The organism is Thermosipho sp. 1070, assembly GCF_001682135.1.
Lineage (GTDB): Bacteria > Thermotogota > Thermotogae > Thermotogales > Fervidobacteriaceae > Thermosipho > Thermosipho affectus.
Map to the genome: position 1 here is coordinate 1,486,639 of NZ_CP007121.1, position 22,985 is coordinate 1,509,623.

The 22,985-nt window shown below is 31.7% G+C and carries 22 protein-coding genes, 1 tRNA gene and 1 other RNA gene; 13 read left to right on the forward strand and 11 right to left on the reverse strand.

Annotated features, from left to right (window positions below; genetic code table 11):
• Nucleotide 1 precedes the first annotated feature (1 nt).
• The 7 genes from nrdR to Y592_RS07610 all read left to right on the forward strand — a co-directional run bounded on the left by nrdR (nt 2) and on the right by Y592_RS07610 (nt 7,067).
• Complete coding sequence (gene nrdR / locus Y592_RS07580; protein ID WP_075666384.1) at nt 2-457, forward strand: transcriptional regulator NrdR; 456 nt, start codon at nt 2-4, stop codon at nt 455-457.
• A gap of 16 nt (nt 458-473) precedes the next feature.
• Nucleotides 474-944 (forward strand): transcription elongation factor GreA, encoded by a 471-nt coding sequence (gene greA / locus Y592_RS07585; RefSeq protein WP_075666385.1) that lies wholly within the window; start codon nt 474-476, stop codon nt 942-944.
• Nucleotides 945-956: 12 nt separating this feature from the next.
• Nucleotides 957-2,465, forward strand: a complete 1,509-nt coding sequence (lysS, locus tag Y592_RS07590) for a lysine--tRNA ligase (RefSeq protein ID WP_075666386.1) — start codon at nt 957-959, stop codon at nt 2,463-2,465.
• The gene (locus Y592_RS07595) at nt 2,462-4,072 is read left to right on the forward strand and encodes a peptidyl-prolyl cis-trans isomerase (RefSeq protein WP_075666387.1); all 1,611 of its coding nucleotides are present in this window, start codon (nt 2,462-2,464) and stop codon (nt 4,070-4,072) included. Before lysS ends, Y592_RS07595 begins: the two co-directional genes overlap by 4 nt.
• 97 nt (nt 4,073-4,169) lie before the next feature.
• Complete coding sequence (locus Y592_RS07600) at nt 4,170-4,403, forward strand: S4 domain-containing protein (RefSeq protein WP_075666388.1); 234 nt, start codon at nt 4,170-4,172, stop codon at nt 4,401-4,403.
• A 3-nt stretch (nt 4,404-4,406) separates the two neighbouring features.
• Entirely contained in the window at nt 4,407-5,315 is a 909-nt protein-coding gene (locus tag Y592_RS07605; protein ID WP_088368944.1) for a GAF domain-containing protein, read from the forward strand.
• Nucleotides 5,316-5,330: 15 nt separating this feature from the next.
• The gene (locus tag Y592_RS07610; RefSeq protein ID WP_075666390.1) at nt 5,331-7,067 is read left to right on the forward strand and encodes an ABC transporter ATP-binding protein; all 1,737 of its coding nucleotides are present in this window, start codon (nt 5,331-5,333) and stop codon (nt 7,065-7,067) included.
• 6 nt (nt 7,068-7,073) lie between these two features.
• Here the strand turns inward: Y592_RS07610 and ffs are convergent.
• Nucleotides 7,074-7,336: signal recognition particle sRNA large type (gene ffs / locus Y592_RS07615), an RNA gene on the reverse strand.
• Between the two features lie 165 nt (nt 7,337-7,501).
• Here ffs and Y592_RS07620 point away from each other — a divergent pair.
• The 6 genes from Y592_RS07620 (at nt 7,502) to Y592_RS07645 (ending at nt 14,514) form a co-directional block, all read left to right on the forward strand.
• Complete coding sequence (locus Y592_RS07620; protein ID WP_232218179.1) at nt 7,502-8,068, forward strand: hypothetical protein; 567 nt, start codon at nt 7,502-7,504, stop codon at nt 8,066-8,068.
• Between the two features lie 19 nt (nt 8,069-8,087).
• Entirely contained in the window at nt 8,088-9,098 is a 1,011-nt protein-coding gene (locus tag Y592_RS07625) for an ABC transporter ATP-binding protein (protein ID WP_075666391.1), read from the forward strand.
• Nucleotides 9,091-10,098 carry an ABC transporter ATP-binding protein gene (locus Y592_RS07630; protein ID WP_075666392.1) on the forward strand — a complete coding sequence of 336 codons (1,008 nt, stop codon included), beginning with the start codon at nt 9,091-9,093 and terminating at the stop codon, nt 10,096-10,098. The genes Y592_RS07625 and Y592_RS07630 overlap by 8 nt, the downstream gene beginning before the upstream one ends.
• A gap of 4 nt (nt 10,099-10,102) precedes the next feature.
• Nucleotides 10,103-11,842, forward strand: coding sequence for an ABC transporter substrate-binding protein (locus Y592_RS07635; protein WP_088368945.1), 1,740 nt, complete (start codon nt 10,103-10,105; stop codon nt 11,840-11,842).
• 67 nt (nt 11,843-11,909) lie between these two features.
• Entirely contained in the window at nt 11,910-12,875 is a 966-nt protein-coding gene (locus Y592_RS07640) for an ABC transporter permease (RefSeq protein WP_075666394.1), read from the forward strand.
• A 13-nt stretch (nt 12,876-12,888) separates the two neighbouring features.
• Nucleotides 12,889-14,514 (forward strand): ABC transporter permease, encoded by a 1,626-nt coding sequence (locus Y592_RS07645; RefSeq protein WP_075666395.1) that lies wholly within the window; start codon nt 12,889-12,891, stop codon nt 14,512-14,514.
• 208 nt (nt 14,515-14,722) lie between these two features.
• Here Y592_RS07645 and Y592_RS07650 read toward each other — a convergent pair.
• The 10 genes from Y592_RS07650 to dnaX form a co-directional block, all read right to left on the reverse strand.
• Nucleotides 14,723-14,813, reverse strand: a tRNA-Ser gene (locus Y592_RS07650).
• A gap of 8 nt (nt 14,814-14,821) precedes the next feature.
• A complete protein-coding gene (locus Y592_RS07655; protein ID WP_075666396.1) occupies nt 14,822-15,292 on the reverse strand; it encodes a haloacid dehalogenase in 471 nt (156 codons plus the stop codon).
• A 12-nt stretch (nt 15,293-15,304) separates the two neighbouring features.
• Nucleotides 15,305-15,808, reverse strand: a complete 504-nt coding sequence (locus tag Y592_RS07660; protein ID WP_075666397.1) for a hypothetical protein — start codon at nt 15,806-15,808, stop codon at nt 15,305-15,307.
• Nucleotides 15,805-16,398 carry a hypothetical protein gene (locus Y592_RS07665; RefSeq protein WP_232218180.1) on the reverse strand — a complete coding sequence of 198 codons (594 nt, stop codon included), beginning with the start codon at nt 16,396-16,398 and terminating at the stop codon, nt 15,805-15,807. The genes Y592_RS07660 and Y592_RS07665 overlap by 4 nt, the downstream gene beginning before the upstream one ends.
• Nucleotides 16,395-17,543 carry a tetratricopeptide repeat protein gene (locus Y592_RS07670; RefSeq protein ID WP_075666398.1) on the reverse strand — a complete coding sequence of 383 codons (1,149 nt, stop codon included), beginning with the start codon at nt 17,541-17,543 and terminating at the stop codon, nt 16,395-16,397. Before Y592_RS07670 ends, Y592_RS07665 begins: the two co-directional genes overlap by 4 nt.
• Nucleotide 17,544: 1 nt before the next feature.
• Entirely contained in the window at nt 17,545-18,816 is a 1,272-nt protein-coding gene (rho, locus tag Y592_RS07675; RefSeq protein WP_075666399.1) for a transcription termination factor Rho, read from the reverse strand.
• Between the two features lie 11 nt (nt 18,817-18,827).
• Complete coding sequence (gene upp / locus Y592_RS07680) at nt 18,828-19,454, reverse strand: uracil phosphoribosyltransferase (RefSeq protein WP_075666400.1); 627 nt, start codon at nt 19,452-19,454, stop codon at nt 18,828-18,830.
• The gene (gene prfA, locus Y592_RS07685; RefSeq protein WP_075666401.1) at nt 19,444-20,520 is read right to left on the reverse strand and encodes a peptide chain release factor 1; all 1,077 of its coding nucleotides are present in this window, start codon (nt 20,518-20,520) and stop codon (nt 19,444-19,446) included. Before prfA ends, upp begins: the two co-directional genes overlap by 11 nt.
• Nucleotides 20,502-21,569, reverse strand: coding sequence for a type IV pilus twitching motility protein PilT (locus Y592_RS07690; protein ID WP_075666402.1), 1,068 nt, complete (start codon nt 21,567-21,569; stop codon nt 20,502-20,504). Before Y592_RS07690 ends, prfA begins: the two co-directional genes overlap by 19 nt.
• Nucleotide 21,570: 1 nt before the next feature.
• A complete protein-coding gene (gene dnaX / locus Y592_RS07695; RefSeq protein WP_075666403.1) occupies nt 21,571-22,983 on the reverse strand; it encodes a DNA polymerase III subunit gamma/tau in 1,413 nt (470 codons plus the stop codon).
• Nucleotides 22,984-22,985 lie beyond the last annotated feature (2 nt).

Here is a 22,985-nt window from a genome sequence, read left to right on the forward strand (position 1 = left end):
TATGAAATGTCCATATTGTGGATATGAAGATACGAAAGTATTGGATTCTCGTGTGGATTCATCTGGTTTAACGGTAAGAAGAAGGAGAGAATGTATAAAGTGCAAGGGAAGGTTTACAACGTATGAAAGGTATGAAGTTGGTCCTGTATTTGTCGTTAAAAGAGATGGAAAGAGGGAAAAGTTTGATAGGAATAAGATTTTGAATGGGATAATGAAAGCATGTGAAAAGACAAATGTTACGTTAGATGAAATGGAAAAATTAGTGGATGATGTGGTAAACGAAATACAAAAATCTGGAAATTTGGAGGTATCAACATTAAAAATAGGAAGATTGGTCATGGAAAAGCTGAAAAAATTAAATGGGGTAGCTTATGTAAGATTTGCATCGGTTTATAAAGATTTTAGAGAAGTTGAACAATTTTTAGAAGTTGTGGAAGAATTGAAAAAAGAAAAATAGTATTGGAGGTGTATTAATGAAAAAAGAGGTTATTTATTTAACCAAAGAAGGATACGAAAAATTAAAAGCCGAGCTCGATCAATTAAAGCAAAAGCTTATGTTTGAAATTGCTGAAAGGATTAAAGAGGCAAGAGAGTTGGGTGATTTGTCTGAGAATTCTGAATATCAAGAGGCGAAAAACGAACAAGGTAGAATTGCCGCAAGAATTAACGAACTTGAAAATATGCTTTCAAAGGCAGAAGTTATTGAAGGGTTAGATACTAACGTAATCAACATTGGAAATTGGGTTATTATTAAAAATATTGAAACTGGTGAAGAAAAGACTATACAAATTGTAACTCCACATGAAGCAGATGTTTTCAGCAATAAGATAAGTATTGAATCTCCTGTGGGAAGAATTCTGGTTGGAAAAAAGGTAGGCGAAATAGTTAAAATTAAATCACCAAAAGGTGTTTTTAAATATCAGATTTTGGGAATAAAAGTTTAGGAGGGATTGAAGTTGTTAAAGGAATTTAGAGAACAAAGAATAAAAGAAATAAATCAATTAAGAACTGAAGGGGTCAATCCATATCCAAATAAGTTTGACAAAACACATACTAGTGAAATGATAAAAAGAGAATTTGGAGATTTAAAACCAGGAGAGGTAGAAGAAAATGCATTTGTATCTACTGCTGGAAGGATAATGTCTTTAAGAAAACATGGAAAAAGTGCGTTTTTCCATATTAAAGATTTTTATGGAAGAATACAAGCATATATTAGAAAAGACATTGTTGGAGACAAATTATATAACTTCTTTACAGAGTATATTTCAATTGGTGATATTGTAGGTGTTAAAGGAAGTGTGTTTAAAAGTAAAACAGGTGAAATTACAATTCTTGTAAAGGAAATAGAGCTTTTGAATAAACCTTTAAGGCCTATGCCTGAAAAGTGGCATGGTATTAAGGATAAAGAGTTATTGTATAGACAAAGATATGTTGATATGATTGCAAATGATGAAACGTTGAATAGATTTAGGATTAGGTTTGAAGTAATAAAATTAATTAGAGAATTTTTGAATTCAAAAGGATTTATTGAAGTTGAAACACCAATTTTGGAATATGTGACTGGTGGTGCATCAGCAAGACCTTTTGTGACACATTTGAATGTTTTTGATATTGATATGTATATGAGAATTGCAACGGAATTGTATTTAAAAAGATTTATTGTAGGTGGATTTGAAAGGATATATGAAATTGGTAAAAATTTTCGTAATGAAGGGTTATCGTATAAACATCATCCTGAGTTTACTTCAATTGAAGTTTATCAGGCTTATGCTGATTATGAAGATATGATGAATCTTACAGAGGAATTATTTGTTTTTATAGTTGAAAGGATATTTGGAACCACAAAGATAAGATATCAAGATATTGAGCTTGATTTTTCCAGACCTTGGAGAAGGGTGAAGATGAGAGATTTTATTAGAGAACATTTAAACGTAGATATATTAGAAGATTCTACAGATAAAATGATTGAAGTTTTAAAAGCACGTGAAGTAGAAGTGGAAATAAAAGACAGGGGACATATAATAGAGAAACTTTGGGATCTTGTCGAAGATAAAGTTGTTCAACCTACATTTTTATTGGAACATCCAGTTGAAATTTCACCACTTGCAAAAAAGCATAGAGAAGATCCACGTGTTACAGAAAGGTTTGAGTTAATAATCTTTGGAAGGGAAATGGCAAATGCATTTAGTGAGTTGAACGATCCAGTTGATCAATATGAAAGATTTTTAAAGCAAGTTGAGTTAAGAGAAGCAGGAGACGAAGAAGCTCAAATGATGGATAAAGATTTTGTAAGGGCACTTGAGTATGGAATGCCACCTACTGGTGGATTGGGAATAGGAATAGACAGACTTGTAATGTTGTTGACTAATTCACCTACAATTAGAGATGTTATAGCTTTCCCACTTGTTAGACCAAAATCTTTTGAAGAAGAAGAGCTAGATATAGAAGGGGGTTCGCAAGAATGAGAAAATGGTTTGAAAAGGCACACGGTGTAATTATTTGGACTATTGCTATTGCTTTTGTGGCTGGTATAGTAATTTGGTCTTTAACCTCTTATTTTTCTGCAAGGAAAAGTAAAATTGAGTATTCTTTGAGTGATTCAGTAGCATTTTTAACAAAAGATGGAACAGCTTTAAATTCGGATTATTGGATTTTTCCATGGGATTTAGAAAAGTCATATAGTCAAGCATTATCTTATTACAAATTGACTGATGTTGATCCGGTTTTTGAAGAACCAATGTTAAAAACATCACTTTTGAATGACTTAATAGATACAAAAGTGGTGCTTTATTATGCGGAAGTTAGCAATATTAGACCAAGTAAAAGCGAAATTAAAGATGAACTTGAAAAACAAGTAAGTAAGATAAAGGAAAATGAAAACCTTTTGAAATATGTTGAACAAAATTTTGGTGGTTTGGAAAATTACAAAAAATCTATAGAACCTGATATTATTAAGTATTTAACTATTTCAAAAGTTAAAAATAAAATTGCCAAAATTGATGAGAAACAAATGGAAGAATACTATGAAAGTCACAAAGAGGAATTAATGAATAAGTATGATTCTGCAAATGTTGATTTTGTAAGCTTTTCAACCCAAGCTAGTGCAAATAATTTTATTACAAAAGCACTTATAGATGGTTTTGAAAAAGCTGCAACAGATCTGAATGTTTCTATTCAAAAGTATCCAAACCTTAAGAGGGGAATTTTGGACAAAAAATTTGAAGAAACGATTTTTTCTACACCAAATACTGTAGTAGGTCCAGTTCCTTTGGGGAGTAATTTTTTTGTATTTTATGTAAATGATTTAACTAATGTAGATACATTTGAAAAATTTTCGCTTTCGCAAGGTTATCAAGATGTTTTAAATCAGCTTCAGGGTGAAAAGTTTAGAAATGAGATTGAAAAGTTCAAAAAGGATAATAACGTTGGGTTTGTTATAAATAACGAAGTTTATAGGGTATGGAACGAAGTTTTAACAAAATCAGGAACTGATTTATTGAATGTGTATAAGAATTTAAATGGTATGGTATTTGATTTTAATTCAAACATAGTAAAAGAAGATGTTCCTGTTGAGATAAAAGCTGCATTTGTGACTTTGGTTGATAAGATGATAAAAGATGCGTCATTTACTAATAGTGAAATTATTGATGATGCTAAAAAAGAGTCAGATATTGTTTTGAAGAGTGTTTATAAAGATTATCCTGAATCATTTATTGCAACAAAAAAGATGAAAGAACAATATCCAGATAGAAAAGATGTATTGTTTAATTATTATACAAAGTTGTATTCTAAGATTAAACCGTATATAGAATATGGAATGCTTCAAAATGTTATGAATGATTTTATTGATTTATACGGTGGTTTGACAACTTTATCTGAAGCGACGGATATTTCATTAAATCAGAAAGCAGAAGTTCTTTATAATTTGTATGAAATAAATAAGATGCTTAAGGATGCGACAACTGCTAAGCAGTATCTTGAAAAATTAAAAGAAGCAACACCTACATATATGGATTTTGATGCGGCATTTAACGAACTTAATTTTATGAAAAACGCAACAAGCACTAATTAAGTAAAAAGAAATAAAAATCAAGTTCAAGCCCATTAATGGGCTTGAATTTTTTAGCACAACGAACTATTTATGGTATAATTTTTCAAGGGGTGATATTTTGCGGTTAGATAAATTTTTAAAGGAAACACGTATAATTAAAAGACGAACAATAGCACAGCAGCTTGCAAAAAATGGAAAGATTATTAGAAATAATATAGCATTAAAACCGGCCTCTGAGATAAGAAGTGGTGATGAACTTGAACTTTTTTTAAGGAGTAGGTTTTTAAAAATTAGAGTCTTAAGTGAGAAAGAATATGAAGTAATTGAAGAAAAAAAGATTTGGGGGGGATGAAATATGAGAAATATTGTAGAAAATCACGTGGAAGAAATGCTTGAGTTTTTAAGGTATGATAAGTCTCAATGGGGAAATATATGGGAAAAATTAAAATCCAAATTTTCAATTCTAGGAGAAATTGAAAAGAGTTTAGGTACTCCAAATTTTGATAAATTAGAAAGGAGAAATTTTGATAAATTTTTGTATGATTATAGAGAACTGGTGGGGAAGGATTCAATTGCAAAAAGAATCAGGCAACGCTCAGAAGAATTAGATTTAAAAAGAGAAGATTTTATAACATTTTTGGGAGTTTTTCCAAAAAGTGTGGATTGGATTGTTGTAGAAGAAAATGAAAAAAAAGTTATATTTGAAAATTTGTATTCATTATGGGAAAAAGGAGAACTTAATAAAGTTTCCGAAGCTGTGTTTCAATCTATTGTACATTTTAGAAAAGGAGAGTTAATGGGAAATTTTTACAATAAAGAGAAAATTTTTGAAGAAATAAATGAATTTTTGGCAAAAAAAGAAAAAGATAAGAGTTTTATGAAGTGCATTTGCGAAATTTTATATGAAAAAGTTCCATATTATGATTGGGTGGGATTTTATATGATAAATGATGAGGGGGTTTTAGAGTTAGGCGATTTTGTAGGTGAACCTACAGAACATGTAAAAATAAAAATTGGAGAGGGAATATGTGGTCAGGCAGCCGATTTGAAAAAAACATTTATAGTTCAGAATGTTTTAAAAGAGACAAATTATTTGTCATGTAGTCCAAAGGTGAAAAGCGAAATTGTAGTTCCTATATTCAAAAATAAAGAGGTTATTGGTGAGATAGATATAGATAGTCATTATGTTTCACCGTTTGATGAAATGGATAAAAAATTTTTAGAGGGAATATGTAGTATGGTTTCAGATTATCTTGATAAATAATGGAGGAGAAAATATATGAAGCAGCTTTTAAGGCTCCTAAAATATGCAAAGCCATACATGGCTTTATTTATAATAGCTATTTTGGTTGTTATTTCTCTCACCTTTGTTACTTTGTTACCTCCACAAATTGTAAGAAGTGCTGTAAACAACTACATTACAAATGATGGCTTACCTACATCAGAAAGGTTTTCTGGTATTTTTAAAATGGCAGTGTATTTTATTATTTCTACATCTTTAATATTTGTTTTTGAATATATTTCAATTTTGATTACCACTTACCTTGGCGGAAAAATAGTTTATGACATAAGACGAGATTTGTTTCGTCATGTTTTAAAACTTCCTATGTCTTTTTTTGACAAACATCCAAGTGGTCAGATTACGACACGAATAGCAAATGATACTCAAAATGTTATGGAATTTTTTACATCTGTGGTTACAAGTGTATTTAATGATTTATTTTTGCTAACAGGAGTAATTATAATGATGTTAAGTGTAAGTAAGAATTTATTTTTAAATATTTCTTTCGTTTTTCCTGTATTGATAGTTGCAATGCTTTTATTTAGATATTTTGATTTAAAGGCGTATAGAACTGTTAGAACGAGTATATCCAAAGTTAATGCTTATTTGGCAGAACATATTGCTGGAATGCCAGTTGTCAAATTATTTAATGCTGAAGATTTTGAAAGAAAAGAATTTGATAAGGTTAATAAGGATTTGTACAATGCTAGGATAAAACAGATGTATGTTTTTGCTATTTTTAGACCTACCGTTAGTACTTTATATAGGTTGGCAATTGCTGCGATAATTTGGATGGGAGCAAAGTATATTATTTTAAGAACTTTAAATTTTGGCGATTTATACGCGTTTATTGCTTATTTAGAATTGTTTATGAAACCACTTGAAGATTTATCCGAAAAGTATGATATTATTCAAAATACGGTAGCAAGTGCTGAAAAGATATTTACGTTGATGGATGAAGAGGAAGAACATTTTGGCGCTGAGAATGGTAAAAGGGAAATTGAAAAAGGTGTAGTTGAATTTAAAAATGTTTGGTTTAGATACAATGAAGAAAGGTGGATACTAAAAGATATAAATTTAAAATTTGAACCTGGAAAATTAATAGCTGTAGTTGGAGAAACTGGTGCGGGAAAAACTTCAATAATGAACTTAGTTAATGGGATGTATAGACTGCAAAAAGGGAAAATATTAATTGATAATTTAGAACTTGAAAAGTATAATATTCATTATTTACGTAAGAATATTTCTGCGGTTCCACAGGATGTAGTATTGTTTTCGGGGAGTTTACTTGATAATGTGAGACTTTTTCATAAAGAAATATCTGAGGAAGAAGTTATTGAAGCTTTAAAAAAGGTGTATGTCTGGGATTTAATAGAAAGATTACCCAAGGGATTAAAAACAGAAATAATTGAAAGAGGAAAAGGAATTTCTGCGGGTGAAAGACAACTAATTGCACTAGCACGTTCTGTATTGTTTGATGCTAAAATATTTATACTCGATGAAGCAACAAGCAATATTGATGTGCAAACTGAAGAAAGGATACAAAAAGCTGTTAGAAAATTATCGAAAGAAAAAACAGTCGTTATGATCGCGCATAGACTTGCGACAGTTGTAAGTGCAGATGTTATATTCGTAATACATGATGGTAAAGTAGTGGAAAAAGGAACTCATAAAGAATTGATGAAAAAGAAGGGAATGTATTATAAACTTTATGAAGTGCAATTCAAAAAATAAAAGGTGCCGTGCACCCCTGCTTCGATTCTCTGAGACCTGAGCGTATCTCCACATCAGACTCAGGTCGAGTACCCCCACGGCACACACTTGCCTACTTAGGGCTGCTTCCTTCCGGACCTGACCCGGTTCACAGGTAGTTGTTGCGTGGGACTCGGCCTTCAACGTCTTAGTGAAAACCGTTTTCAGACCTCAGATACCTCAGTAGGGGAATTAAGCCCCGCTAGGTGGATTTCGGGTTCAGGGGACCACCAACCCCCCGCTTAGCACGGCACCACATGATATTTTAACACTATTATTTATAATTGTCAAAGATTCATCTTTAAGAATATTGATGAAAGTTGAAAAAAAATAATAATGTGGTATTCTAAATATTTGTAAAAAAAGTGATAAATGGAGGGGAAAATATTAGGAGAAATTGGAATGTAATCTTTATAGTGCTTTTGATAGCTGTTTTTGCATTCTTTTTTAATTTTAATTCAGCAAAAAAGATATATATAAAAGGTGATAAATATTATGTGTCAAAATTTCTAGATTTTTTAAATAAAAATGGTTTAAAATATACTTTGGTAGACGAGGAAAATGCAGGCTTTATTATTGATTTAGATAACCTGGAAGTGGTTAATAACGATGGATTGGAATTTAACATAAGGTATAGTGATGAATTAATCAATAAAGTTTTGAAAAAGCTGTTTGAAGATGATTGTAAATATTTAATTTTGAATAACAACTTTTACCATGAAAATGCGTATTTTTACAAACACTTTACATTTGAAACAACTTGTGGTATAACTGTAATGGTGTTACCAGTGGAGTATGGGAGTTTGGAAATGTTTGTATTCCGAACTATTTTGAACATTATAAACAGAAATTATGTTTCATTTGAAAATGGATATCTTGTTACAAGTATGAATTTATATAAAGTCAGTAGAGAAAGGAAGCTAATTGGTATATATGATCCGATTTTGGATACTATGGAAATAATAGCCGATGAAAAAAACTAGTTAAGAGAGGTGAAAACTTTTGGAACCTATATTATCCGTTAAAAACCTAAGTACATGGTTTTATATGGAAGAGGGTGTTGTTAAAGCTGTTAACGATGTTTCGTTTGATTTACATGAGGATGAGGTTGTTGGAATTGTTGGAGAAACAGGTTCGGGAAAGAGTGTTACAGTGAAATCTATTATGAGGCTTATCCATAAGCCAGGGAAAATTGTTGGTGGTGAAATTATTTATAGAGGTAGGGGGAAAGAAGAAGATATTTTAAAGTTGTCTGCAGAAGAGATGTCCAAAATTAGAGGAAAAGAGATTAGTATGGTTTTCCAAGATCCACTTACCTCGTTAAATCCTCTTTATACAATAGGTGATCAATTAACAGAAACGATAATTAGGCACCAAAATGTTGACAGAAGGACTGCATGGGAAATCGGAATTGAAATGCTTAAAAAAGTTCAAATTCCCGAAGCAGAGAAGAGAATGGTTGCATATCCATTTGAATTTAGTGGTGGTATGAGGCAACGTGCAATTATTGCTATTGCACTTTCGTGTAATCCAAAAGTTTTAATTGCAGATGAGCCAACAACTGCTTTAGATGTTACAATTCAAGCACAGATTCTTGATTTGATGAAAGATTTGCAAAAGGAATTTAAAACAGGACTGCTGTTTATAACGCATGATTTGGGAGTTATTGCTTCTATGGCTGATAGAATAATTGTTATGTATGGAAGTAGGCAAATGGAAATAGCTTCTGCAGAAGATATATTCTACAAGCCAACACATCCATATACGCATATGTTGTTGCGTGCTATTCCAAGGCTTGATATGAAACAGGATAGATTAGAAGCAATTCCGGGGCAACCTCCGAGAATGATAGATGTACCTAATGTTTGTCCATTTGCACCAAGGTGTCCAAGGCGTTTGGATAAATGTTCTAAAGAACTTCCAGAGCTTACAGAAATTGAACCAGGACACTTTGTAAGATGTTTCAATCCCGTTCTAGATAGGAAAGAATCGGAGGCGATGAGGAATGAATGAAGTAATAAAAAATGACCCCATAATAAAAGTGGAGAATTTGAAAAAATATTTCCCCATTTCAAAAGGTTTCTTGGTAAAGAAACACGTGGGAGATGTGAAAGCGGTTGATGATGTTTCGTTTGAAGTGAGAAAGAAGGAAACATTTGCGTTAGTGGGAGAATCAGGTTGTGGTAAGACAACTACCGCAAGGACAATGCTTAGATTGATTAATCCAACGGGTGGAAAAATAAAGGTGTTTGGAAAAGATATTTCAAATCTTAGCAGAAAAGAGTTGCTTCCATTTAGAAGAAAAATGCAAATAGTTTTTCAAAACCCAATAGGTTCACTAAATCCAAGAATGACAATAGGACAAATTTTGACAGAACCTTTATTATTTCACAAGATAGTATCTGATAAAAAAGAAGCCTATGATAGAGCTGTGGAAATCTTAAGAATGGTGGGATTAAAGCCATATCATATGGATAGATATCCTCACCAGTTTAGTGGAGGACAAAAACAAAGAATAGCTATTGCAAGGGCTTTATCAGTTGACCCGGAAATTATATTTTTAGATGAGCCAACTTCTGCATTAGATGTTTCAGTTCAAGCACAGATAATTAATTTGTTTTTGAAATTCCAGGAAGAGCTTAATCTTACTTATGTTTTTATTTCTCATGATTTATCACTTGTAAGATTTATAAGCGATAAGGTTGCCGTTATGTATTTGGGGAAAATTGTTGAAATGGGTGATGTTGATGAAGTATTCGAAAATCCAATTCACCCATATACAAAGGCTTTATTATCTGCATCTCCGATACCTGATCCAAAGGTTGAGAAAAATAGAAAAAGGATAATTTTAAGTGGAAATGTCCCAAGTCCGATTGCAAGACCGAGTGGATGTTTCTTCCATCCGAGATGTCCATATAAAACGGAAAAATGTGAAAAAGAATATCCAAATATGTATAAAATTTCTGAAAATCACCAGGTATCATGTTACCTGGTAGAAAACGAGGGGGTGTGAGTTTATGAAGAAGCTCGCAGTATTTTTGGTGGTATTGGCAGTGGTGTTTTCATTTGCTGCTCAACTTCCTTATATAGGTGCTGATGCAAACGGTAAGCCAGGCGGACAGTTTGTCTTGGGAACACTGAGTGGGCCAAAGACCGTTAATGATGTTACCGCAAAAGAAACAAGTTCTACAGATGTTATTGAGATGTTTATGAGTTATGGTGGAACACTTATTGAAAGACATGGTGTAGATATGAAATTTTATCCTGCAATTGCCGAAAGTTGGGAAGGACCCAGGTTGACAGCAGATGGTGGTATGGAAGTTATTTGGCACATTAGAAAAGGGGTAAAATTTAGCGATGGTCAACCACTTACAGCTGATGATATTGTCTTTACATTAAACGAAATTTATACAAATCCTGATATTCCAAGCTCAATGCAAGATATTTTGAAAAGTACAAATGGTTATTTGCCAAAAGCAGAAAAAATTGATGATTATACTGTAAGAATGTACTACCCTGAACCATTTAGACTTGCATTTAGATACTTAGGTGGGATGTATATTTTCCCAAAACACATTGCAGAAGAATATGTAAAAAATGGAAACTTCCAAGAATTTTGGACAGTTGATTCAATTAACAAAGGGGAAGTTGTAGGGCTTGGTCCATATATTCCCGTGGAATATGTTCCCGATCAATACATAAAGTTTGTAAAAAATCCATATTACTGGAAAAAGGATGCTAATGGAAATCCTCTTCCGTACTTTGATGAGGTAATTTATAAGATAATTTCCAACCAAGATGCAATGAGACTTGCGTTTGAAAATGGTGAAATAGATGTTTATGGACCCAGAGGAACAGAATTTGCAGAATTAAAGGAAAAAGAAAAAGAGCTTAACATAGTAGTGACAACAGCAGGACCAGCATTTGGAACATTGTTTATTACATTTAATTGGAATACACCAGATCCAATCAAGAGAAAATGGTTTAGAAACGAGTACTTCAGAAAAGCAGTAGCATATGCAATAGATAAGGAATCTATAATTGATACTCTTTACAACGGACTTGCTATTCCACAATGGTCACCTGTATCCATGAGTTCTCCATATTACAACGAAGATGTTGTAACAAAATACGAATTTGATCTTGATCTTGCAAGGGCTATGCTTGAAATGGGTGGATTTACATGGGATGAGAATGGTCAACTTATCGACGAAAACGGAAATCCTGTGAAGTTTTTACTTACAACTAATGCAGGAAATAGAGTTAGAGAAGGTGCGGCAAATATAATTCAAGATGCATTGAAAAAATTAGGTATGGATGTTACATTTACACCAATTGATTTCAATACATTAGTACAAAAATTATTAAATACAGGTGATTGGGAGTCAATAATTATAGGATTAACGGGTGGAGACGAACCACAAAGTGGTGCAAATGTATGGAAAGTAGATGCAGGATTGCATTTCTGGAATTACTCACCAGATACTGCAGAATATGTAGATAAAAATGATTATTATTTACCAGATTGGGAACTTGAAATTGATAAGATTTTCAAAGAAAATGTGGCAATTTTGGATGAAAATATTGTAAAGGATTACTTTGCAAGATTCCAACAATTGGTATCCGAGCATTTACCATTGATTTATACTGTAAACCAATTAAGGATGTACGCATATAGAGCAAACTTGAGAAATGTTAAGATAGGACCACTTGGTGGAACAACCTGGAATATTTATGAAGAATGGAGAGAACAATAATATTTTATAGCAGCAGGCGCGTCCTGCGCCTGCTTTCTTATTAAAATTCAAAGAGAGGTGACTGAGATTGCTAAGGTATATAGCACGTAGATTAATTATATTGATTCCAGAACTTTTTATAATTTCTTTGTTGGTTTTTTTGATAATGCAAGCAGCACCTGGGGATTTTTTAGATCAATACAGGCTTGATCCATCTGTGTCTAAAGAATTTATTAAATCTCTCGAGGAACAGTATGGTCTTAATAAGCCTATTTTGACTCAATATTTTTTGTGGTTGAAAGGATTATTTAAAGGAGATTTTGGATATTCATTTTATTATAGAAGACCTGTTATGGATTTGATTGGAGAAAGGGTTTTAGCCACGTTGATATTGTCGTTATATTCTTTTGTTATTTCGTGGATTGTGGGTATTATATTGGGAATTGTTTCAGCTTTAAAGAAATACTCTTTTTGGGATAAGTTTTTGACAATAATAGCATTTACTGGAATTGCGATACCTGGTTTCTTTTTAGCGCTTTTGTTGCTTTATATGGCAGCAAAGACTGGGTGGTTCCCAGTAGCAGGTATGTACGATGTTAATCATGGGAAAATGACTGTTTGGGAAGGTTTTAAAGATATTTTCTGGCATATGCAGCTTCCAGCGTTTACCTTAACATTTGGCGGTTTCGCAGGATTAATGAGGTATATGAGGGGTAGTTTACTTGATGTTTTAAACGAAGATTATGTTGAATTTGCAAGGGCGAAAGGTATGCCTGAACGCGTAGTTATCTTTAAACACGCAGTTAGGAATGCAATAAATCCTTTGATAACGATGTTTGGTTTTAGTTTATCTGGACTCCTTGGAGGAGCCGTAATTACGGAAACGATCTTTTCGTGGCCAGGACTTGGAAGATTAGTTTATCAAGCATTGCAACAACAAGATATGTACGTTGTTATGGCAAGTACGGTAATAAGTGTTATTATGTTGATCATAGGTAATTTGGTTGGTGATATTTTATTAGCAGCAGTTGATCCAAGAATTAGGTTGGAATAGGAGGTAGTAGTTAATGGCGAAAAAAGAAGAAATAAAGAAGAAAAATAATAATGAAAATATAGATTTTGAGGAAGTGTATCTTACAAGAGGTCAATTAATGTGGCGAGCTTTTAAAAAGAACAAACTTGCGATGGTAGGATTATGGACATTAATTGTTTTATATGTTATGATGTTTGCAGCTGATTTCTTGTCACCATATAATCCTTTTGAGCAAAGTCTGAAACATTCATATGCACCTCCAACAGATGTTTCTTCTGTGTATAAAGTGGGAGATTTTGAGAAAAAAGTAGGTTTATATGTTTTACCATATATAAGTTATGTTGATAAATTGGATTATACGAGAAAGACTAGAGAATTGATTTTTCCAAGTAGGATAACATTTGAGTATAAAGGCGAATTAATCACGTTGGTGTTAAATAATGCAAAATATTTGCCAAGGGATAACTTTGGAGGTAAAGTTATAAAGGTTAATGATCTAGAATTTACTTTAAAAAGAGAAGAGTATGCGTTTGTAAATGGCGAATGGAAAAAGGTTGCATCCTCAAGTGAAAAAACTGATTATTTTGTAAGAGGTATTAACGATGATGTGTTATTAAAAGGTGAAGCGTTTTTAGAGAACAATAGTTCAACAGCAAAGAGTGTTTTATTTGGAAAATATGGTTTTAAATTAGGTGTTTTAAATGAAAAAGAAATTGACAAGGTAGGATTAAAGTACACGATTAATTATATTAAATACGAGGATGAAAATGGAAAAAAACATATATTGTTTGGAAAAAATTTAAAAATAAAAGATTATGATTATAAATATTATCCTGTAAAGTGGTTTGTAAAAAGTTGGGGACCGAAGAGAAAAGACTATGGAAGAGTTGGTTATGTCTTTTGGATAATACCGCTGAAATATCATTTATATGGCGTAGATAATTATGATAATAATGAATTTGTAAGATTATATATAATGGGTTCTGATGAATTTGGAAGAGATGTTTGGTCAAGGTTAATTTTTGCATCGAGAATATCGCTTTCAATAGGTTTTATAGGATTAGCTATTACGTTGACATTATCCTTATTCTTTGGCGGAATTGCAGGTTATTATGGTGGGGTTGCCGATGAGTTATTGATGAGATTTACAGAGATTATAATGGCAATTCCAGGATTTTATTTATTGATTTTGCTAAGGTCATTGTTGCCAATGGATATCCCATCTTCTCAAGTTTACATTTTGCTTGTATTTATTTTGTCGTTTATTGGATGGGCGGGACGTGCAAGGATTATTAGAGGAATGGTATTATCGATAAAGAGAAATGAATTTGTTGAAGCAGCCTATGCACTTGGGTATCCCGATTCAAAGATTTTGTGGAAGCATGTTATCCCCAATACAATGACGTATATGATAGTGACTTCGACTCTTGCAATTCCAGGTTATATCTTGGGTGAAGCAGGATTGTCATTCCTTGGACTTGGAATTAGGGAACCGTCTGCATCGTGGGGATTGATGATGGCAAGAGCACAAGATATATACGTATTACAAAATGCCCCATGGCTTTTGATACCAGGTATATTTATATTTGTGACTGTTTTAGCTTTCAATTTCGTTGGTGATGGATTAAGAGATGCGTTTGATCCAAGGGCACTAGGATAAAAAGTTTTTCTTAGTTTTTTAAATAAGAAACACCCCCGAAGTGATAAAGTAAACCAACACTAGGGGGTGTTTCTTTTTGGAAAAAGAAATGGTGAAAGCTCGATAAAAATAGTTTTTATAAATATTATCGCATTTAAAAGCAAATAATGTGGTATTAGAGGTAAAATCACCTCAATATAATAAAAGCAGGGAATTTCCCTGCTTTTTATGGCGGAGGCGGTGGGACTCGAACCCACACGGGGGTGTAACCCCCACCGGTTTTCAAGACCGGCCCCTTAGCCAATTCGGAACACGCCTCCACTGAACATTATAACATATGTTTGGAAAAATTCAAGAGTATTTTTTCGAATTTTCTGAGAATTTTTGTTACAAAAAATTCGTGGTTTGTATCTATTGGATTTACTTTTATTAAATATGCTTTTATAAAAAGGCCAAATAACATATCGGTAAATATTTGATCACCAATCATTGCAAATTTAAAATTATTTTTCTTTCCATAATTGCTTACTATATATTTTTTAAATTTAAATGGCAAAGGTTTTTTTGCAAGCCATATGGTTTCTATATCGTAATTTAGGGGTCTAGGTTTTCCGTTGGATAAGATTAAGATTTTGGCATTTTTCTTTTTCAAAAATTCAAATATTTCAATAATTTTGTTGGGAATCTCTTTTTCTTTCCAAGTGTTTATTGTGTTATCAAAATCGAATATAAAAAAATTAAATCCTTTATCAAGAAGTTTGTTAAAATCTATGTCGGTAACCTTTTTTAAAATTTCCATTTTAAACCTCCATTAGAAATGTTCTGAAAGACCCAAACCTACAAAAAGCTTTTGTTTAGCGTAGTTAAAAATTATAAATAGATCATCTTTCCACTTTTTTCTTGGATCGGGTGGTGGAACAATATATTTGAATGAAATGTAAAGTGAATTTTCAAGAAAATAGCTATTAGAATTAAAAGGATATGTTAATAATAAAGATATAAGATATCTATTTTGGTTAAGTGAAGCTTTTATTCCTCCTTCAATTAAAGGAAAATCAATACTTTTTGTATTATAAATGAATAAAGTAGGTGAAATTGAAAAGTTATTAATGTTTAAAAATAAGACATCAAGATAAATTTTGTGTACAAAATTTCCTAGAGGATTAAAAATCCAAGTTATGTTAAAAAAATCCTCAGAATATCCGAGCAACATTTGATAGGAATCACCAAAACTCCAGCCAAGTCCGAAATCTATTGAAGTTGATAAAATAAATATTGATAGAAGTATAAAAAGAAAAGTTGAAATTTTTTTCATTTATAATCCCCCTTCAAAATTTCAAATTTTTCAAATTTTACTGATATACTTTCAGTACTTTTATCAGTAGTGAAAAGTATTTCTTTTAATTTATTGTTGTTGAATTTGACTAATATTTTTGTTGGTTCAAGACCCAAACGTTTTAAAAAAGTATAACCTGCAGGTATCAAGGATAAATTATCTCCTTTTTCAAATATAGTAAAAAGTGATGAAGACAAGAAACTTGAAGTAGTCATGATAATTTCGTATACAAGGTTTATATCGAAGTCAGAAATATTGGAAATTGTATAATTTTTGTATTTATAGTATGTTGCTGAATTTAATGTGTTTGCTTCAATATTTATATCTTTTAAGAACTCAGGAGACTTTATAAGGATATCAAAATGTTCGAGATTGAGTATTGTTGCTTCGAATGATATGTTATTCTTAAAATTTGTTCCATTTTTGTCTATTACATCAAAATTTACAGAAACATCCACAAAAAAATCTCTAAATCCCGATGTGTTTTCAACAAATTCAAAAATTCCAGAAAAAGATATTGAAATCAAAAAGAAAGTTATTAAAATAGTAATTTTTTTTATATAAATCACCTCATTTCTTCGTGTGATAACATAAGGTCTTTTAGTGATTTTGAAATAATTTTTAAATCAAATTCGTCAAATTCTTCCTTCTCATCAAGTAATTTTAAACTTTCATCCGGTGAAAGTGTAGAAAATTCTTCAAGTCTTTCAATAGGAATTTCATCGGTGGTATTTTCAAATTTCATACTATTTAACTGTTCAATAAGAGAATTCTCAACTATATCTTTGTCTTCATTTGAGTTTGAGACGATTTCTTCGATTTCATCTATTTCTTCGAGTATCTCATTTATCTCTTCTTCAGAGGATTTTTCTTTTTCTTCTTCTTCTTTTACAACTTGTATATAGTCTTCTAATGTCTCATTATTTATTTCATCTTTTTCTTCTTTAATGTTGTTAGATTTTTCAACTTTGTTGATTGTGTCTTTTGATTCTGTTGATTTTTCAATAAGGGTATTTTCAACTGGTTTTTCTGGTTCTTTATCTAATTCTTGTTTGGATGTATCATCGAAGAATTCAGATAAGAATGAAAGATCTTTATTAATCAAATCTTCAAAATTAATTGTAGCCTTTGTGTTTTCAGGGAAAAGTTCTTCAGTATTTTCGACAATTATACTTGGAGTCTTTATAGGTTCAGGTTTTATTTCTTCTACAGCTACAGGATAAGTTTTTTTGGCTTTCCATACCCTAATTTCCATAAACAAAAGTATTGCAAAAGATAAAGAGAAAGTTATTAAGAAAAGAATAAGTTTGAAATTACTTTTATTATTTGTAGTATTTGTGGAAACTGGTACTTCTGTTGGATGGTATTTTTTTATCCAGTTACTCCACTCAGAAGTTTCAGTAGATTCTTTTTGTATCGAGCTTAGGAATTTACCTACAACAGGGTTATCTTTATAGTTTGAAAGATATGCCTTTGCTTTATCATAGTTTCCAATCATAAATGCACTGATTCCCGCCTTAAATTTCAAAGAATTATCGTATCCTTCTATTGAAGGATCAAGAACAAGAGCTTTTTCAAAGTACTCTAGTGCTTTTTTGTAGTTATCTTGCTGATAGGCATTTAACCCTGCTTGATAATATTCAATTGCTTCTTTTTGAAAACCAAAAATGGTCAATGCAAAAAATAAAATGAAAATTGCAGAGATTTTCTTCATTTTAACTCCCCTTTTGAGAATCTATTAAAGCAAGGAAGTCATCGTTTGATTTTGTTTCTTTTAGTTTATTGAGTATTAACTTTAACCCTTCTTCTTCATTCATAGAAGAAAGCATTTTTCTTAAAAGCCATATTTTTTTTATTTGTTCCATTGAGAGCAACAATTCTTCTTTTCTAGTACCAGATAATGTAATGTTTATTGCTGGAAAAATCCGTTTGTTCGCAAGTTGTCTTGAGAGTACAAGTTCCATATTTCCTGTTCCTTTGAATTCTTCAAATATTACTTCATCCATTTTAGACCCAGTTTCTATTAAAGAAGTTGCAATTATTGTCAAACTTCCTCCTTCTTTTATATTCCTGGCAGCACCAAAGAAGTGTTTAGGTTTGTATAGTGCAGCAGGGTCAACACCTCCACTTAATAATTTTCCACTTGGTGGAACGTTAATATTATAAACTCTTGCAAGTCTTGTTAGACTGTCAAGTAATATTACAACATCGTGACCGTATTCAACAAGTCTTTTAGCCATTTCAAGTGTTAATTCTGCTTTTTTGATTTGTTTATCAGGTGGCATGTCAAAAGGTGCAGCAATAACTTTTGCGTTTACCGATTCCTTAATATCTGTTACTTCTTCAGGCCGTTCATCAATAAGCAGAACTATTCTAATGGTATCTGGATAATTTCTAGCAATCCCATTTGCGATTTCTTTTAAAATAGTTGTTTTACCAGCTTTAGGTGGTGCTACAATCATTCCCCTTTGACCTTTCCCAATAGGTGAAAAGAGATCAATTATTCTCGTTGAAAGTGTATCTTTATCTGTTTCCAGGATGTATTGGGTATCCGGGTAAGAAGGTGTTAGGTTTTCAAAATTAACTCTTTCATTTGCAAGTTCTGGATCTTTATAATTGATTGCTTCAATTTTAATCATAGCGAAAAATCTTTCATTTTCTTTTGGGGGACGAATAACTCCAGAAATTATATCTCCTGTGTTTAAATTGAATTTTCTTATTTGTGAATTAGAAATATATATATCTTTTGAACTTGGAAGCATACTTTCCATACTCCTTAAAAATCCAAAACCATCAGGGTGTACTTCCAGTACTCCTTCTCCAAAAAAGTAACCTTCAGATTGGGCTCTTGCTTCCAAAATGGCAAATATCAAATCTTGTTTGCGCATTGAGGTATATCTTGCAATATCGTATTCTTTTGCTAACTTATATAATTCTTTAATTGTCATCTTTTCCAAATCTTTTATGTTGAAGGTTTCAACATTCAATTATATCCCTCCTATTTTGTTCTAAAGAGTCTATCTCCTGCGTCGCCAAGTCCTGGGAGTATATAACCTTTAGAATTTAGCTTTTGGTCTAAAGAAGCAGTATATATAATGACATCTGGATGTTCCTTATTTATTTTTTCAGTACCTTCTGGTGAGGCAATTAATGTGACAAGTATAATGTTTTTGGCGCCGTTTTTCTTTAATATATCTAATGCTTTTACAGAAGATACACCTGTTGCAAGCATTGGATCAAGTACAAAGACGATAGAATTTTCAGTTATTTTTGGAAATTTGGCGTAATATTCCACGGCCTCTAAGGTTTTTGGATCCCTATATATTCCAATGTGGCCTACTGAAGCATTTGGTAGTAGTTGTAGTATACCATCAGACATACCCAAGCCTGCCCTTAAAATAGGTATTATTACCACATCTTTATCATTAATAAAATACCCTTTAGTTTTTTCAAGTGGTGTTTCTATTTCTGTTTCAAATATTTCTATATGTCTAGTGGCTTCATATGCTATTAGAAGTGTGATTTCTTTTAGAAGTTCTCTAAATTCTTTTGGGCCAGTATCTTTCCTTCTCATGAGAGTTAATTTATGTTTAATTAATGGATGTTCTACTACGTTAATTTTCATTTTGATTTCCTCCTTTTATTATATTTTCAATTTGTTCTAACATATCTACTCTCATTAGACGTGTTATAAAATCATCTAAATCTCCATCTAGCACTCCTTGTAAATTATAGGATGTATAATTTATCCTATGATCAGTTACCCTATTTTGTGGAAAATTATACGTTCTAATTTTTTCACTTCTTTCTCCTGAACCGATTTGTGATTTTCTATTTGAACTTATCTTTCTTGATTGTTCTTCTAGTTTTAATTTATAAAGCCTAGCCCTTAGAATGTTCATTGCTTGTTCTTTATTTTGGAGTTGAGAACGTTCTGATTGGCAAGTTACCACGATGCCGGTAGGTATATGTGTAATTCTTACAGCGGATTCAGTTTTGTTTACATATTGTCCTCCTGCACCCGATGCCCTATAGGTGTCAATTCTTAAGTCGGTGGGATTTATCTCTATTTCTACATTTGAGACTTCTGGAAGAACGGCAACTGTAGCAGTAGAAGTATGTATCCTTCCGCCTGATTCTGTGGAAGGGACCCTTTGAACTCTATGTACACCACTTTCGTATTTTAATAAATTTCCAACATTTTTTCCTTTTATTTTAACAATGACCTCTTTATATCCACCTAAATCTGTTTGGTTTTCATCAATTATTTCCGCTTTAAATCCCTTTTTTTCAACGTACCTTAGATACATTCTAAGTAAATCAGCCGCAAAAAGTGCAGCTTCATCTCCACCAGTTCCAGCTCTAATTTCTAAAAATACATTTTTACCTGTGTATTCATTTTTTGGAAGTACTAATGTTATTAATTCTTGCACTATTTTTTCTTGGTCTTTGTCTAATTTTGCAATCTCAAGATCATACCCTTCAGGCATTTCTTCTTTCCATAGTTCTTTTTCTTCTTCAAACTCTATATATTTTTTTGAAAGTTCGACAATTTCTTTCATTTTAGAATATTTTTCCGAATACTCTTTGATTTCTTCCGGTGAAAGTTGTGAACTTAGTTTTTCTTCAAGATTTTTGAGTGTTTTCGTGCTCCATTCATTAATTTGTTTTACTATCTTAATGTTCTCCATCCTAGCTTTTTAGACACCTCCTCAACATTACGAGCATTTTCAAAAACAGTTTCTTTTGTAATTAATCCTTTTAAGAAAGCTTGAATAAGTGCATCGTCAAATAAAATATTACCTTGTTTTTGGCTTGTTTGCATTATACCTTCGATTTGATGGAGTTTGTTTTCCCTGATAAGATTTTTGATGGCTGGTGTTGCAATCATTATTTCATCAATAGCAACTACTCCAAAGTCTTTTTTTGGAACAAGCCTTTGAAATACAGTTGCGATTAGTGTGTTTGCAAGTTGAAGCGCAATTTGTTTTTGCTGATGTGCGGGAAAAACATCTATTATTCTTTCTGGAGCTGCGGCAGCTGAATTTGTGTGTATAGTTGCAAAGACAAGATGGCCTGTTTCTGCGGCTGTGAGTGCTAGTGAAATGGTTTCTAAATCTCTCATTTCTCCAACCAGTATTACATCAGGATCTTGTCGCAGTGCGTATTTTAAACCATTTGTAAAACTTTCTGTGTCCGTTCCCACTTCCCTTTGATGTATTAATGATCTTTTTGATTCGAAAACATATTCTACAGGATCTTCTATTGTGATTATGTGATAAGCATATCTTGTGTTTATATGTTCCACCATAGCAGCTAGTGTTGTTGATTTTCCACTTCCTGTTGGTCCAGCGACAAGAACAAGTCCGTGGTCCTTTTCAGAAAAATCCTTTAGGATTTCTGGCAATCCAAGTTCGTCAATTGTCCTTATTTTTTTTGTAATGAGTCTCAAGGCAAGAGTTGGATTTTTTCTTTCAAAATAAAAGTTTGCTCTAATTCTTAAATCATGCATTGAAAAAGAAAAATCTATTTCTTTTTTATTTATTTTTATTCCCAAGTCTAAAAAAATGTTATCGACTGTGTTTTTGATTTCTTCTGCGGTTGGAATGGGAAATGTTTTTAAGGAAATTAATTTTCCATCTACCCTTGTCATGATGGGCAGTCCAGAAGTTATGTGTACATCAGATGCTCTTAATTCTTTTGCTTTTAGAATTACTTCATCTAAGTTTAACCCCAGCATGTTAATCCCCCTCTATTTTGTAGTTTTTTCCAAATAAAAATGATAGCTTTTTTAGAGTTTCGTCCTCGGTAGAATTTGACAGAATTACCTCAATTTCCTTAGTTATACCAAATTTTCTTTTAATATATTGTTCAAGGAAGCTTTTTTTGTCTTTAATTAGCTCAAAATGTAGTTTTTTGCTGTAAGGAAATATCAGTTTTATTTTGTCTGATCCTTCTTGGATTTTTGCAAATGAAAGCCCAATATACAACGAAAGATCACCATTTATCTTAAGGTCTTCTAGAACTTCATCAAATTTGGGTATGTCTTTTTCCATAACTTCAGTTTTTTCTGATTCGATATTTTCTTCTATTTTTTCACTTTCTTTTTTGATATTTTCTAATACTTTGTTTGTAGTTTTGTTGTTGTTTTCTTTAAAATTTATAAGATTTAAAAATCCGAGTTTTACAAGAATAATCTTTTCTTCAGAATATTTTATGTCTTTTAAGATATCGGATAAAGGTTTTAGAAGATTAATAAATTCAGTGTTGTTATTTTCTTCAATTAACAATAGTATTTTTTCAATTGTTTGAAATAAGAACGTTTCAAAATCTCTTCCGCTATAGTATACTTCGTCTATTATTTTTAAAATATTAATAATATTACCTTCTTTGATGTTTTTTAATAAATTATCTATAAGTTCTTCTGAAACTAAACCTAATGTATTTCTTACATCATTTATGTCAATATTATTTTTCGACGATTTAGCTACTTGTTCTAAAATTGTGAGTGCATCTCTAAGTCCACCTTTTGCGCGTTTCGCTATCTCTATAAGGGCATCTTTTGTGGCATTGAATTTTTCTTTTTGGCATACAAATTCCAATCTATCTACTATATCTTTTAATGGTATATTTTTGAAATCTATAACTTGACATCTCGAAATAATTGTTTGTGGTATTTTTTCAGGATTTGTCGTTGCAAGTATGAAAACAACATTTGATGGAGGTTCTTCCAGGGTCTTTAGAAGGGCGTTAAATGCCTCCCTTGTGAGCATGTGTGCCTCATCTATGATATATACTTTATATTTTCCTTGAGCAGTGTGATATCCTACTGTTTCTCTTATTTTTCTAATTTCATCTATTCCTCTATTTGAAGCCGCATCAATTTCAAGAACATCCATAAAATTTCCTTTATCTATTGAAATGCAAGAGTTACATACATTACAAGGTTCTGCATCTTTTCTATTTTCACAATTTAAAGATTTTGATAAAATTCTTGCAATGGTTGTTTTACCAGTGCCTCGTGGGCCTGCAAATATATATGCATGTGAAACATTGTTATTTTTTATGGAATTAATAAATAGTGTTTTAACGTGTTTTTGGCCAACTATTTCCGAAAATTTTTTTGGTCTGTATTTTCTGTAAAGAGTTTCCATAT

What these genes read in the sequence shown, in the direction of transcription:
- Y592_RS07690 (WP_075666402.1), bottom strand. Translation starts at nt 21,569, where the DNA reads ATGCTGGGGTTAAACTTAGATGAAGTAATTCTAAAAGCAAAAGAATTA.
- Y592_RS07635 (WP_088368945.1), top strand. Translation starts at nt 10,103, where the DNA reads ATGAAGAAGCTCGCAGTATTTTTGGTGGTATTGGCAGTGGTGTTTTCA.
- Y592_RS07655 (WP_075666396.1), bottom strand. Translation starts at nt 15,292, where the DNA reads ATGGAAATTTTAAAAAAGGTTACCGACATAGATTTTAACAAACTTCTT.
- Y592_RS07595 (WP_075666387.1), top strand. Translation starts at nt 2,462, where the DNA reads ATGAGAAAATGGTTTGAAAAGGCACACGGTGTAATTATTTGGACTATT.
- nrdR (WP_075666384.1), top strand. Translation starts at nt 2, where the DNA reads ATGAAATGTCCATATTGTGGATATGAAGATACGAAAGTATTGGATTCT.
- dnaX (WP_075666403.1), bottom strand. Translation starts at nt 22,983, where the DNA reads ATGGAAACTCTTTACAGAAAATACAGACCAAAAAAATTTTCGGAAATA.
- Y592_RS07610 (WP_075666390.1), top strand. Translation starts at nt 5,331, where the DNA reads ATGAAGCAGCTTTTAAGGCTCCTAAAATATGCAAAGCCATACATGGCT.
- Y592_RS07670 (WP_075666398.1), bottom strand. Translation starts at nt 17,543, where the DNA reads ATGAAGAAAATCTCTGCAATTTTCATTTTATTTTTTGCATTGACCATT.
- Y592_RS07660 (WP_075666397.1), bottom strand. Translation starts at nt 15,808, where the DNA reads ATGAAAAAAATTTCAACTTTTCTTTTTATACTTCTATCAATATTTATT.
- Y592_RS07645 (WP_075666395.1), top strand. Translation starts at nt 12,889, where the DNA reads ATGGCGAAAAAAGAAGAAATAAAGAAGAAAAATAATAATGAAAATATA.
- prfA (WP_075666401.1), bottom strand. Translation starts at nt 20,520, where the DNA reads ATGGAGAACATTAAGATAGTAAAACAAATTAATGAATGGAGCACGAAA.
- Y592_RS07605 (WP_088368944.1), top strand. Translation starts at nt 4,407, where the DNA reads ATGAGAAATATTGTAGAAAATCACGTGGAAGAAATGCTTGAGTTTTTA.
- upp (WP_075666400.1), bottom strand. Translation starts at nt 19,454, where the DNA reads ATGAAAATTAACGTAGTAGAACATCCATTAATTAAACATAAATTAACT.
- greA (WP_075666385.1), top strand. Translation starts at nt 474, where the DNA reads ATGAAAAAAGAGGTTATTTATTTAACCAAAGAAGGATACGAAAAATTA.
- Y592_RS07630 (WP_075666392.1), top strand. Translation starts at nt 9,091, where the DNA reads ATGAATGAAGTAATAAAAAATGACCCCATAATAAAAGTGGAGAATTTG.